Annotated in this window: 11 protein-coding genes; 4 read left to right on the top strand and 7 right to left on the bottom strand. The window is 51.6% G+C overall.

All coding sequences use genetic code 11. The features are described from left to right. Positions 1-40: 40 nt before the first annotated feature. Positions 41-1,027: a thiamine pyrophosphate-dependent dehydrogenase E1 component subunit alpha gene (locus FKP33_RS14635; protein ID WP_141335571.1), complete on the bottom strand. Its 987-nt coding sequence runs from the start codon at positions 1,025-1,027 to the stop codon at positions 41-43. Between the two features lie 302 nt (positions 1,028-1,329). Between FKP33_RS14635 and FKP33_RS14640 the strand changes: the two genes are divergently transcribed. Both FKP33_RS14640 and FKP33_RS14645 read left to right on the top strand, forming a co-directional pair. Further along, positions 1,330-1,623, top strand: a complete 294-nt coding sequence (locus FKP33_RS14640) for a phasin family protein (protein WP_127610783.1) — start codon at positions 1,330-1,332, stop codon at positions 1,621-1,623. Positions 1,624-1,652: 29 nt separating this feature from the next. After that, on the top strand, positions 1,653-3,323 hold the full coding sequence (locus FKP33_RS14645; RefSeq protein WP_141335572.1) for an ABC1 kinase family protein: 1,671 nt from the start codon (positions 1,653-1,655) through the stop codon (positions 3,321-3,323). A gap of 43 nt (positions 3,324-3,366) precedes the next feature. On the opposite strand, the gene FKP33_RS14650 is transcribed toward FKP33_RS14645, so the two are convergent. The 6 genes from FKP33_RS14650 to FKP33_RS14675 form a co-directional block, all read right to left on the bottom strand. Beyond that, on the bottom strand, positions 3,367-4,353 hold the full coding sequence (locus FKP33_RS14650; RefSeq protein WP_258313450.1) for a sugar-binding transcriptional regulator: 987 nt from the start codon (positions 4,351-4,353) through the stop codon (positions 3,367-3,369). Between the two features lie 109 nt (positions 4,354-4,462). Next, positions 4,463-5,761: an NAD(P)H-dependent oxidoreductase gene (locus FKP33_RS14655; protein ID WP_141335573.1), complete on the bottom strand. Its 1,299-nt coding sequence runs from the start codon at positions 5,759-5,761 to the stop codon at positions 4,463-4,465. Positions 5,762-6,060: 299 nt separating this feature from the next. Beyond that, the gene (gene lpdA, locus FKP33_RS14660; protein ID WP_174817621.1) at positions 6,061-7,440 is read right to left on the bottom strand and encodes a dihydrolipoyl dehydrogenase; all 1,380 of its coding nucleotides are present in this window, start codon (positions 7,438-7,440) and stop codon (positions 6,061-6,063) included. Between the two features lie 23 nt (positions 7,441-7,463). Next, a complete protein-coding gene (locus FKP33_RS14665; RefSeq protein WP_141335570.1) occupies positions 7,464-8,819 on the bottom strand; it encodes a 2-oxo acid dehydrogenase subunit E2 in 1,356 nt (451 codons plus the stop codon). Between the two features lie 22 nt (positions 8,820-8,841). Next, positions 8,842-9,819, bottom strand: a complete 978-nt coding sequence (locus tag FKP33_RS14670) for an alpha-ketoacid dehydrogenase subunit beta (RefSeq protein ID WP_127610563.1) — start codon at positions 9,817-9,819, stop codon at positions 8,842-8,844. A gap of 52 nt (positions 9,820-9,871) precedes the next feature. Continuing rightward, complete coding sequence (locus FKP33_RS14675) at positions 9,872-10,858, bottom strand: thiamine pyrophosphate-dependent dehydrogenase E1 component subunit alpha (RefSeq protein WP_141335571.1); 987 nt, start codon at positions 10,856-10,858, stop codon at positions 9,872-9,874. 302 nt (positions 10,859-11,160) lie between these two features. Between FKP33_RS14675 and FKP33_RS14680 the strand changes: the two genes are divergently transcribed. Both FKP33_RS14680 and FKP33_RS14685 read left to right on the top strand, forming a co-directional pair. Continuing rightward, positions 11,161-11,454: a phasin family protein gene (locus tag FKP33_RS14680; RefSeq protein ID WP_127610783.1), complete on the top strand. Its 294-nt coding sequence runs from the start codon at positions 11,161-11,163 to the stop codon at positions 11,452-11,454. A 29-nt stretch (positions 11,455-11,483) separates the two neighbouring features. Next, complete coding sequence (locus tag FKP33_RS14685) at positions 11,484-13,154, top strand: ABC1 kinase family protein (protein WP_141335572.1); 1,671 nt, start codon at positions 11,484-11,486, stop codon at positions 13,152-13,154. Positions 13,155-13,165: the final 11 nt, after the last annotated feature.

Genomic DNA, 13,165 nt, shown 5'->3' on the forward strand with positions numbered 1-13,165 from the left:
CCCCTTACCCTGTACCTTCATCTATAGAACTTCAGCCAACTTAAGCGAATACGTCCTCCGTAATCGCGTCCGGAGACGGCATCGGGCTCTCTTCCGCAAATTTGACGGCCGCTTCGATTTCTTTCAGCGCCTTCACCCGCAGCTCCTCGAGCTGTTCCCCGGTTGCAGCTTGATCCGCTAGTAAGCGGGCCGCCATTTTCGCAATCGGATCTTTTTCTTCTTTCCAGTACTGCTCTTCTTCTTTGGTCCGATACTTCTTGGCGTCGCTCTTCGAGTGTCCCTTCCAGCGGTAGGTCTTCGCTTCGATTAACGTCGGTCCGCTGCCGTTCCGGGCCCGCTCGACCGCTTCGTTCGTCACACGCATGACTTCAAAGATATCGTTCCCTTCCACCACAACGCCCGGGATGCCGTAAGCCTTGGAGCGGTCCGCAATGTTCTCTACCCCGATCATCTCTTTCGCCGGACCGGACATCCCGTATTGATTGTTCTCGCAAAAGAAGACAACCGGCAGCTTCCAGATCGCTGCAAGGTTGATCGCTTCATGAAAGCTTCCCTCGTTGCTTGCGCCGTCACCGAAGAAGCAGAGCACGACATAACCCAGGTTTTTCATCTTCGACGTAAGCGCAGCGCCCGCTGCGATCGGAATGCCGCCGCCTACGATCCCGTTAGCTCCCAGGTTGCCTTTCTCTACGTCCGCAATATGCATCGAGCCGCCCTTGCCTTTACAGTAGCCGGTTTCCCTGCCGAACAATTCCGCCATCATCCGGTCCGCCTGCGCGCCTTTCGCGATACAATGACCATGGCCCCGGTGCGTGCTTGTGATCTTATCCCGATCTTCCAATACCGCGCAAGCCCCGACAGCCGTTGCCTCCTGCCCTACACACAAATGCGTTGTCCCGTGTATCAATCCCTTGGCAAAAAACTCATCGACCTTCTCGTCGAAATACCGCACCAGCCACATCTGATAATATAGATCCAGCAGTCTTTCTGCCGATAGATCGATTTTGGCTTTCATTTCTACTGCCATTTGGATATCCCTCCGTTTACATATGTTCTTATTTGTTACATTTGTAATATCATACTACTTCTGTATTCTTGTTTTTGTCAAGGCTCATTTGTTTATATCAACCGACATATTCATATAAAATATGTTCCTGACTGCACCATTTTTTACAATTGTTATTGTATAATACATATGTAAGAGGGGGTGCTTATCCAATGAACAAGGAAAAGTGATGTCGGCATGCACGCAATAAATTTCCAGAATCAGTTAATAGCATTCAGGGAATTGGGGTACTCTATAGTATCATTAAACAGGAGGTTCACTAGATGAATGAATTGCTGAAGAAAGCTTTGTCGTTAGGACTCGGCGTCACGATCCTGAGCAAAGAAAAACTTGAAAGTGCAGTTGATGAATTAGTAAAAAAGGGAAATATTTCAGCCAATGAATCCAAAGAACTTGTCAACCGATTGATAGAAAAGGGGGAAGCCGAACAGGCACAGCTGAAGCAGCTCATTCGAGAGCAATTGAACAGCCTGTTAGCAGAGCTGCACGTGGCGACCAAGGAAGACATTGAAAATCTGAGCAAGCGTCTTGAAAAATTGGAAAACAACAACGAATAAGCTCTTGTTGCCTGAAAGGATGGTTTCACTTGATCGGCAAACGGATTCGCCATTTTAACCGTTATCGGGGCATTGCAATGGCCCTTACTCGCCATGGCTTTGGTTTTATCGTAGAAGAATTGGACATTTTCCATCTGTTGTCCTTGCCCGGCAACATTCGAAACGGAACAAAAAAGGACGAAAAAACATCTATTGGCGAGCGAATCCGTCTCGTTGTTCAAGAATTGGGTCCGACTTTTATTAAGCTGGGCCAAATTGCCAGTACACGGTCCGACCTCATACCGGAGTCTATCATTAAGGAATTGGAAAAGCTTCAGGATCAGGTTACCCCCTTCTCCTATCAGGAAGTCAAACATATCATTGAATCCGAATTGAACATCGATCTGGACCAAACCTTTCTCAGCTTTGAGGAAACGCCGCTGGCTGCCGCTTCGATCGGGCAAGTTCATCTTGCCCTTCTAACCACAGGAGAGAGGATCGCTGTTAAAGTCCAGCGCCCAACGATTGCCGAGACGATCCGAACGGATCTGGAAATCCTGCAAAATTTAGCAATCATGGCTGAAGCCCGTTTCGAATGGGCCCATCGCCATCAGCTTGTGCGGTTGTTCGAAGAATTTAAAAAATCGTTACTCGATGAGCTTGATTATACAATTGAAGGGAAAAATGCCGAAAAAATTGCCAGTCAATTTAAAAACCAGGCTCACATCCGAATTCCGAAGGTGTATTGGGAATTTTCCTCCAAGAAGATTCTAGCCATGGAGTTTATGGATGGGATCAAATTAAATTCTCCCGAACTGCTGCATGCCAAAGGCTATGATTCCAAAAGAATAGCCGAGCGGTTAATGAATGCCATTTTGCATCAAATTTTTATTAAAGGCTTTTTTCATGCGGATCCTCATCCCGGCAATATTACGGTGCTGCGGGGTGAGGTGATTGCATTTATGGACTTTGGATTGGTAGGCCGGTTGACGCCGAAGATCAAGCGGCAGCTCGCCAAGCTCATCATCGCATTAATGCTGCAGAGCTCGGAGGGTGTGATTAGAGCTTTGCTTGGGATGGGGCTTGTTACGCCGCAAGTGAACATGACAGACCTGCGTCGCGATGTCGATCTTCTTCGTGATAAATACGTTGGCGTGCCTTTCGGGGAGATGAGTCTTGGAGAAGCGGTAAACGATCTTCTGGAAGTAGCCTATCGGCATGAAGTCCGGATTCCCGCCGATTTTGTTCTATTGGGCAAATGCTTGATTACGGTAGAGGGTGTGGTTAAGCAGCTGGATCCCAAGATCAGCATCCTCCAAATCGCAGAGCCGTTCGGCAAAAAATTATTGCTCGAGCGTCTTCATCCCGGTTCGATACTGGAACATGTCAAAGAAGAATGGACGCAATACAGCGACATTCTCTTTGAATTCCCAAATCTGGTCAAAGAGCTGATCCCTTTAATTAAGAAAGGACAACTGGACGTCAGCATCCCTCAATTTGATCTTCTGCTTAGACAACTGGATCGGATCAGCAAGAGGATTTCGCTCAGTATGGTTTGGCTTTCTTTCTGCATCATCCTGACGGGAATCATGATCGGCTCTTCCCAGAGCAATCAGCCTGGCTTATTGGGGAGCATCCCTGTACTGGAAATAGGCGCCCTGATCGCCGTGTTCATACTCGTTTGGTTCATTCATTCCATCTTCAAATCGGGTCGATCTTGACAGCAGGACGAACAGCGGCTCGATGAGCCGCATGGGGCCAGCTCTAGCCTGGCTGGCCCGAATCCTGCTTGTGGCTCTGTATTTTCATGAGTCTAACCATCTCTGAAGCCGTTTGTTCATCTGTAATCAGCGTATGAATATAGCCCCCCCGCAGAGCCGCCAAGACGCTATCTGCTTTATGGCTTCCTTGAACAATGGCGATTACCTTGCTCACGCTCTTCAATTCAACCACCTGAATTCCTATGACCCGCTCGTTGATCGAATTTTTTGCGATCGTGCCGTCCCTGCAAATAAAACAGGAGTTGATATCCCCGACAACGCCGGAGGCTTCCAAACTCTTCAACTCATCGTCCCCTATATAACCGATTTCCTCCAGGGTGGATTGCATAAAGGGATTACCGATCCCTACAATGGCCAGATCAATTTTTTTCGCTTCTTCCAACACATCGGCAACCGTCGGGGTTTGCAATAGAAGATCGCGGAAGCTTTCACTCTCCACAATGGCCGGCGCATACAAGGATTCACAGCTGCAGTTCAGCTTTTTGGACAATTCGTAGGCAATTTGATTCGAATGAAGCTCAATTCGATTAGAGCCCATGCCCCCTACGAGCGGGATTATCTTCAAATGCTCGTGAGCCTCTTCGGGGAATTCCTTCACCAGGTTGTGTAAGGTCGTCCCCCACGAGATGCCGATCTTCGTTACATGCTTGAGCTGCTTCAGCACATAGGAGGAAGCAGCCTTGGCAAGCGCACTATTGGCAAGCTCGGTTGACATATCGGCCGTGGGTACGACGATAACTTCTTCTAATGAAAAAGCGCTTTCGATTTCCTGCTCCAAATCGATCGTAGGCGCCGCTTGGTCATGTATAATAATTTCAACCAGCTTTACGTGGAGCGCCTTCTGAAGACCTTTAGATATGATAGGTCTGGAAACTCCGACTTTCTTGGCGATTTCCGCTTGTGTACAATCTTCAAAATAATACATGCGGCTAATCTTAAGCAGAAACTTTTTCTCCTCATCAGTCATCATCGTCAATCAACCCCACCCATACTTCATCATGATTATCAAGTCAGCTTTCACTAAAAAGGTGGATGTTATCGAAAGCGGATTCATTTGCTAAGATTACAGCGCCTTACCTTTATAGGCTCCCGGCGAGAAGTGCTTGATCCTGCAGCTTGCGCAGCTCCCAAATGACCGAAGAAGCCGTTTGCTCCACGTCATCGTACGTGATGATTTCACCGGCCCTTACCGCGCGTTTTACCGTCTGTGCTTGAACTAAACCGATCGGTAAGGCGTTTAGCGATTTCGCTTCGGCCGCAGTCATGATCTTGCCGTACACCGTGAATCCGCCGATCCCGTCCAGACGATCTCCCGGCTGCAGATCCTTCTTGGCGATGGACACGGTTTCAGCCACCAGCCCTTTCCACGGTGCGATGGTTTGCTCATTGTAGAAGTAGGCACCAGCCACCGACAACGGGGTCTCCAGGCTCGTTAAATGGTACGGCCGGAATAACACAAAGTTCGGGCCTTTGCCCATCTTCAGGTACTCCATCTCATGCCGGACCTCTTCCTTGCCCGAGGTGACGATAACAAATACGCCCGGTGCTACACCGTTCACATATTCAACGACTCCTGTCCGCGTCAGGATGCCTCCATCCTCCCGCAGACGAAGCACCTGTGTCAGCTCCTCCACGGTTGCTACCGGCCCGTTCATCCCTGGTTGGTCCGGTACAAACCCTGTCGCGTTAGCCACCGCTGTCATCTCGATCATCGTCTTGGTTCCGTCTTGGAATGAAGCGATCATCTTCGGATTCGCCCCTACGCTTTGCGCATATTCACGTGCCGAATCCGGCGTTGCCTGCACATTAAGCGGGTTGTTCTTGCCTTTACCGATCGCCAGAACCTCGAAGCCGATAGCATCCGCAAAGTTGTACAGCTCCATGACCGCCCCTGGCTCGTCACCGGCCGAGCCCGTGTATACAACGCCTGCCGAAGCGGCCATTTTATTAAGCAGCGGGCCAACGGTTACATCCGTTTCGACGTTCAACATGACGATATGCTTTTTGTTCAGGATCGCCTTCCAGGCAATCTCCGCACCAACACTCGGTACTCCGGTCGCATCAACGATCACATCCACATTCGGGAGCGCGAGCAGCATGTGCATGTCATCCGTAACCACAACCGAACGCTGGTCTATCGCCCGCTCCGCCTGCTCCAGCTCGCGTGTTTGCACGATGTGCTCTGCGCGGACACCTGCAAACAAGTAAGCGTTTTTGGCCTGCTCAACCCTTATATCAGCAGTGGCTACCACACGCATTCCCTTCATGCTTTCGATTTGCGAGATCATGCCGCGTCCCATTTGACCCGCTCCAATTAAGCCGACACGGATCAAACCGCCCTTACGCTCCAGCTCCAACAGCTTTTTATTCATGTTCATATGGCTTCTCCCCGATCTTCTTCAATATTTGAAACTTCATTCATCACTCAGTTTGATAGGGCTGCCGCTTTAATCAAGCGCCTTCTTTACATTTGTATCTATCGCTTTCATTTGTAATTCTAAACACTGCTTACGGTTCTGTCAACAAATAAATACCCGCTGTTCCACAAGGATAAAGATACTTCAACCAGCCGGCAATGATCGTAACCCTTCACGAGTTGCTCTAAGATAACATCGGCGTGTGTACGAAAAAGGCTGTCCTTTTCGAGACAACCTTTCCGATTGCATCTTATCCTGTATTAATGATTGACTCCCATGCCCAGCCATCCGTTAGCCGCCTCATAGAAAGACTCCGATACGGTCGGATGCGGATGGATCAGGTTTGCCCACTCTGCCACCGTGCCCTCTAAATGCATGAATGAGGAAGCTGTCGTAATCATGTCGGTCACGTGCGGCCCGACCATGGTTACGCCAACAATCTCGCCGTATTTCTCATCGGCGATCAGCTTCACGAAGCCATCGGTTTCTCCCATGGACAGCGCCTTCCCGTTCCCTCTCATGGAATACGTCTGGACTTTAACCGCAAGACCGCTGTTCTTCGCTTCCTGCTCCGTCATCCCTACACTGGCGATTTCGGGATGGGTGTAAATGCAGCGAGGTACGACGCGGTAATCGATTTTCTCTTGTTTTCCGGCCGCATTCGCTGCCGCTATAAGCCCTTCGGCACTAGCCACATGCGCCAATTGATATCCCCCGACAAGATCCCCAATGGCGTATACATGGGGGATGCTCGTTTCCATCTGTTCATTGACCTCGACAAATCGCCCGTTCATCTTGAGCGGCAGCTCCTCCAGCCCGCCAAGGCTTGGAGTCCGACCGACTGCGACCAGCAATTCCTCAGCCGCATGCTCGGACGTCTGGCCGCCGTGCGCCGCCGACACATGGAATTGGCCATTGTCGTAGCGAACCTGCTCCACTTTGGTCGCAGCCTGCACCTGAACGCCCCGCTGCTTCAACGCCTTGGCCAGCGCTTGGGAAGCCGCTTCGTCCTCAGTCGGCACGATGCGGTCGGTCGCTTCAACAACCGTCACCTGCGTGCCGAACGCCGAGAAAATAGCCGCGAATTCAACACCGATCACACCGCCGCCGATAATCGTCGTCGTTTTCGGTATACGGTCCATTTGGAAAATCGTATCGCTCGTTTGATAAGGCAGCCCGTCCAATCCCGGAATCGGGGGAACGAAAGGCTTGGAGCCTGTAGCCAAAATAATCTTGTCCGCGCGTACGCGGGTCACTCCCGTATCCGAAGCAACCTCGATCTCACGGTTCGGCAGCACCTTGCCCCAGCCGCGGAGATGGCTGATCTTGTTTGCTTTCAGCAGCCCCGCAATGCCGGTGCGCAGCGTCTGCATCACTTGGCCCTGACGGGCCAGCATCGCATCCCATGATAGTTCAACCGGGCCCGTCTTGATTCCCCAGGCTTGAACCTTCTTGATCGTTTCAACCGCTTCCGCCATATGCAGCAGCGTTTTGGACGGAATGCATCCGCGGTTAAGGCATGTGCCTCCAAGCTCGGAAGCTTCGATCAGGGCAACCGATAGCCCTAGCTTCGCCGCACGGATCGCAGCCACATAACCGCCCGGGCCTCCACCGAGCACTACCAAATCGTATGAATTCAACGTTGTCACCTCAACCCTCATAATCAAACCAGCAATTGGTACGGCTGTTCCAGCACGGTCTTTAATTCCGTTAAAAAGGCTGCGGCCGGAGCACCGTCGACCACCCGATGGTCAAACGAAAGACTCAGCGTCATCATCGGCCGAACCAGCACTTGCCCCCCGATGACAGCCGGCTTGTCTTGAATTTGTCCGACTCCCAGAATGGCCACCTCAGGCTGGTTAATGATGGGGGTGAAGGAATCGACCGCATACATCCCGAGATTGCTGACCGTGAACGTTCCCCCGCTCAAATCTTCCGGCTTCAGCTTGTTGTCGCGGGCTTTCCCCGCAACCTCCTTCGATTTCCTCACCAGCTCCGCCAGACCCATACGCTCCGCTTCGAAGATGACCGGCACGAGCAAGCCGTCTTTCACCGACACGGCCAACCCGATGTTCGTATGGTCCTGAAGCACGACCTCTTCATTCTCCCATCGCGCGTTCAAGTTCGGATGCTTCACGAGGCAAGCGGAAATTGCTTTGAGCAGGATCTCCGTATACGACAGCCGCAGGCCCGTCTGCTTCTCGACGATCGGCAGCAGCTCCGTACGCATCGCTTTCGCCGCCGTCATGTCCACCGTCGTCGTGATGGTGACGTGCGGAGCCGTATAGGCGCTTTGCGACATCCGCTGCGCAATAATTTTCCGCATGCCCTGCAGCTTGATCACCCGTTTCTCCCCGGCTTGCGCTTTCGCAGGCTGCAGGGCGCGCTCGACATCGGAGCGCACGATTTTGCCGCGTTCGCCGCTGCCCTCTACCTGACCAAGCTCCAGGCCGTTCGCCGCCGCAACCTTCTGCGCCAGCGGGGTCGCCCTGACCGTCGACGCTGCTTCCTTAGCCTTGGCGCCCGCAGAGACGTACCCTTCAACGTCCGCACGGTGAATCCGTCCCTTCTCTCCGCTGCCCTTGACCTGCTGCAGCGCCACGCCGTGGTCGCGCGCAGCTTTTCGCGCCGCCGGGGTTGCCCGCGGCTTCCCTTCCGCCGGCGCTTGCGCCGGCTCTTCGGACGCTTCAACGGCACCCTGACCCGATGCTGCAGGCCCGGCCGCTTCGCCATCCGAAGCCGCTCCCGAAGCGTCTGGCGGCCATGCCGGAGCCTGATCCCCGGCCTCTCCGATGTAACCGATGACGTGGTTGACGGGTACAACCGCATCCTCTTCGTAATATCGTTTCACTAAAATACCGGAATGGTACGCTTCCACCTCGATATTGATTTTATCCGTCAGCACTTCCAGCAGCGTGTCGCCTTGGCGCACGGCTTCCCCTTCTTGTTTAAACCAGCGAATAATCGTGCCTGTTTCCATCGTCATGCCGAGCTTCGGCATGAACACTTCATTTAGCATCTCCTTCGGGCCTCCCTGCCACTTACTTGAGCGCCTTCTTCACAGCCTGGACGATATCGTCGACTTGGGGAACGGCTTTTTTCTCCATGATTGGATTGTAGGGAATAGGAACGTCCAAGCCGCCCAGCCGCTGAATCGGCGCGTCCAGGTAATCGAACGCCTCGCTTTCCATGACCTGGCTGACAATCTCGCCGCCGAAACCGCCGCGTTTGACCGCCTCGTGAACGACGATGAGGCGTCCGGTTTTTTTCACGGATTCCACCACGGTTTCGATGTCCAGCGGCACCAGGGTCCGCGGGTCGATCACTTCGATCTGAATGCCCTCTTTCTCCAGCTGCCCCGCCGCCTCCAGCGCGCGGTGCACCATAATCGACGTCGCGACGACGGTTACGTCCGTCCCCTGGCGCTTCACGTCCGCCTTGCCGATCGGGAGCGTGTAGGCCTCTTCCGGCACCTCGTCCATGGTCCGGTAGAGCAATTTATGTTCATAGAAAATGACGGGGTTATCGTCTTCTATCGCTGCGCGTAGCAAGCCCTTCGCATCATACGCGGTCGAAGGCTGAATGACCTTCAGGCCGGGGATGTGCGCCATCCACGCTTCCAAGCTTTGCGAATGCTGCGCGGCTGCTCCCGTACCCGAGCCCGCTGGCGTGCGCAGTACCATCGGCACCTTGCCCTTCCCGCCGTACATATAGCGGATTTTGGCCGCTTGGTTGACAATCTGATCGGTCGCAATCGTTATAAAATCGGAAAATTGCAGCTCCAGGATCGGCCGCATCCCCGTAAGCGCCGCCCCAACGGCAGCGCCGGCGATCGCCGACTCCGAAATCGGGGTATTCCGGATTCGCTCCGGACCGAATTCCTCGATCATCCCTCGCGTGACCCCGAACGCTCCCCCGTACACGCCGATATCCTCTCCGAGTACAAACACGTCCTCGTTTTCCCGCATCATCTGGGACATCGACTCTTTGATCGCTTCCAAATACGTTATTTTCCTCACTTCGTTCGGCTCCCCCTTACCCTGTACCTTCATCTATAGAACTTCAGCCAACTTAAGCGAATACGTCCTCCGTAATCGCGTCCGGAGACGGCATCGGGCTCTCTTCCGCAAATTTGACGGCCGCTTCGATTTCTTTCAGCGCCTTCACCCGCAGCTCCTCGAGCTGTTCCCCGGTTGCAGCTTGATCCGCTAGTAAGCGGGCCGCCATTTTCGCAATCGGATCTTTTTCTTCTTTCCAGTACTGCTCTTCTTCTTTGGTCCGATACTTCTTGGCGTCGCTCTTCGAGTGTCCCTTCCAGCGGTAGGTCTTCGCTTCGATTAACGTCGGTCCGCTGCCGTTCCGGGCCCGCTCGACCGCTTCGTTCGTCACACGCATGACTTCAAAGATATCGTTCCCTTCCACCACAACGCCCGGGATGCCGTAAGCCTTGGAGCGGTCCGCAATGTTCTCTACCCCGATCATCTCTTTCGCCGGACCGGACATCCCGTATTGATTGTTCTCGCAAAAGAAGACAACCGGCAGCTTCCAGATCGCTGCAAGGTTGATCGCTTCATGAAAGCTTCCCTCGTTGCTTGCGCCGTCACCGAAGAAGCAGAGCACGACATAACCCAGGTTTTTCATCTTCGACGTAAGCGCAGCGCCCGCTGCGATCGGAATGCCGCCGCCTACGATCCCGTTAGCTCCCAGGTTGCCTTTCTCTACGTCCGCAATATGCATCGAGCCGCCCTTGCCTTTACAGTAGCCGGTTTCCCTGCCGAACAATTCCGCCATCATCCGGTCCGCCTGCGCGCCTTTCGCGATACAATGACCATGGCCCCGGTGCGTGCTTGTGATCTTATCCCGATCTTCCAATACCGCGCAAGCCCCGACAGCCGTTGCCTCCTGCCCTACACACAAATGCGTTGTCCCGTGTATCAATCCCTTGGCAAAAAACTCATCGACCTTCTCGTCGAAATACCGCACCAGCCACATCTGATAATATAGATCCAGCAGTCTTTCTGCCGATAGATCGATTTTGGCTTTCATTTCTACTGCCATTTGGATATCCCTCCGTTTACATATGTTCTTATTTGTTACATTTGTAATATCATACTACTTCTGTATTCTTGTTTTTGTCAAGGCTCATTTGTTTATATCAACCGACATATTCATATAAAATATGTTCCTGACTGCACCATTTTTTACAATTGTTATTGTATAATACATATGTAAGAGGGGGTGCTTATCCAATGAACAAGGAAAAGTGATGTCGGCATGCACGCAATAAATTTCCAGAATCAGTTAATAGCATTCAGGGAATTGGGGTACTCTATAGTATCATTAAACAGGAGGTTCACTAGATGAATGAATTGCTGAAGAAAGCTTTGTCGTTAGGACTCGGCGTCACGATCCTGAGCAAAGAAAAACTTGAAAGTGCAGTTGATGAATTAGTAAAAAAGGGAAATATTTCAGCCAATGAATCCAAAGAACTTGTCAACCGATTGATAGAAAAGGGGGAAGCCGAACAGGCACAGCTGAAGCAGCTCATTCGAGAGCAATTGAACAGCCTGTTAGCAGAGCTGCACGTGGCGACCAAGGAAGACATTGAAAATCTGAGCAAGCGTCTTGAAAAATTGGAAAACAACAACGAATAAGCTCTTGTTGCCTGAAAGGATGGTTTCACTTGATCGGCAAACGGATTCGCCATTTTAACCGTTATCGGGGCATTGCAATGGCCCTTACTCGCCATGGCTTTGGTTTTATCGTAGAAGAATTGGACATTTTCCATCTGTTGTCCTTGCCCGGCAACATTCGAAACGGAACAAAAAAGGACGAAAAAACATCTATTGGCGAGCGAATCCGTCTCGTTGTTCAAGAATTGGGTCCGACTTTTATTAAGCTGGGCCAAATTGCCAGTACACGGTCCGACCTCATACCGGAGTCTATCATTAAGGAATTGGAAAAGCTTCAGGATCAGGTTACCCCCTTCTCCTATCAGGAAGTCAAACATATCATTGAATCCGAATTGAACATCGATCTGGACCAAACCTTTCTCAGCTTTGAGGAAACGCCGCTGGCTGCCGCTTCGATCGGGCAAGTTCATCTTGCCCTTCTAACCACAGGAGAGAGGATCGCTGTTAAAGTCCAGCGCCCAACGATTGCCGAGACGATCCGAACGGATCTGGAAATCCTGCAAAATTTAGCAATCATGGCTGAAGCCCGTTTCGAATGGGCCCATCGCCATCAGCTTGTGCGGTTGTTCGAAGAATTTAAAAAATCGTTACTCGATGAGCTTGATTATACAATTGAAGGGAAAAATGCCGAAAAAATTGCCAGTCAATTTAAAAACCAGGCTCACATCCGAATTCCGAAGGTGTATTGGGAATTTTCCTCCAAGAAGATTCTAGCCATGGAGTTTATGGATGGGATCAAATTAAATTCTCCCGAACTGCTGCATGCCAAAGGCTATGATTCCAAAAGAATAGCCGAGCGGTTAATGAATGCCATTTTGCATCAAATTTTTATTAAAGGCTTTTTTCATGCGGATCCTCATCCCGGCAATATTACGGTGCTGCGGGGTGAGGTGATTGCATTTATGGACTTTGGATTGGTAGGCCGGTTGACGCCGAAGATCAAGCGGCAGCTCGCCAAGCTCATCATCGCATTAATGCTGCAGAGCTCGGAGGGTGTGATTAGAGCTTTGCTTGGGATGGGGCTTGTTACGCCGCAAGTGAACATGACAGACCTGCGTCGCGATGTCGATCTTCTTCGTGATAAATACGTTGGCGTGCCTTTCGGGGAGATGAGTCTTGGAGAAGCGGTAAACGATCTTCTGGAAGTAGCCTATCGGCATGAAGTCCGGATTCCCGCCGATTTTGTTCTATTGGGCAAATGCTTGATTACGGTAGAGGGTGTGGTTAAGCAGCTGGATCCCAAGATCAGCATCCTCCAAATCGCAGAGCCGTTCGGCAAAAAATTATTGCTCGAGCGTCTTCATCCCGGTTCGATACTGGAACATGTCAAAGAAGAATGGACGCAATACAGCGACATTCTCTTTGAATTCCCAAATCTGGTCAAAGAGCTGATCCCTTTAATTAAGAAAGGACAACTGGACGTCAGCATCCCTCAATTTGATCTTCTGCTTAGACAACTGGATCGGATCAGCAAGAGGATTTCGCTCAGTATGGTTTGGCTTTCTTTCTGCATCATCCTGACGGGAATCATGATCGGCTCTTCCCAGAGCAATCAGCCTGGCTTATTGGGGAGCATCCCTGTACTGGAAATAGGCGCCCTGATCGCCGTGTTCATACTCGTTTGGTTCATTCATTCCATCTTCAAATCGGGTCGATCTTGACAGCAGGACGA

It is taken from the genome of Paenibacillus sp. tmac-D7, assembly GCF_006519665.1.
Lineage (GTDB): Bacteria > Bacillota > Bacilli > Paenibacillales > NBRC-103111 > Paenibacillus_G > Paenibacillus_G validus.

Bases quoted from the DNA above. Each gene is read 5' to 3' on its own strand.
- FKP33_RS14635 (WP_141335571.1), bottom strand. From the start codon at position 1,027: ATGGCAGTAGAAATGAAAGCCAAAATCGATCTATCGGCAGAAAGACTG.
- FKP33_RS14640 (WP_127610783.1), top strand. From the start codon at position 1,330: ATGAATGAATTGCTGAAGAAAGCTTTGTCGTTAGGACTCGGCGTCACG.
- FKP33_RS14650 (WP_258313450.1), bottom strand. From the start codon at position 4,353: ATGATGACTGATGAGGAGAAAAAGTTTCTGCTTAAGATTAGCCGCATG.
- FKP33_RS14655 (WP_141335573.1), bottom strand. From the start codon at position 5,761: ATGAACATGAATAAAAAGCTGTTGGAGCTGGAGCGTAAGGGCGGTTTG.
- FKP33_RS14665 (WP_141335570.1), bottom strand. From the start codon at position 8,819: ATGCTAAATGAAGTGTTCATGCCGAAGCTCGGCATGACGATGGAAACA.
- FKP33_RS14675 (WP_141335571.1), bottom strand. From the start codon at position 10,858: ATGGCAGTAGAAATGAAAGCCAAAATCGATCTATCGGCAGAAAGACTG.
- FKP33_RS14680 (WP_127610783.1), top strand. From the start codon at position 11,161: ATGAATGAATTGCTGAAGAAAGCTTTGTCGTTAGGACTCGGCGTCACG.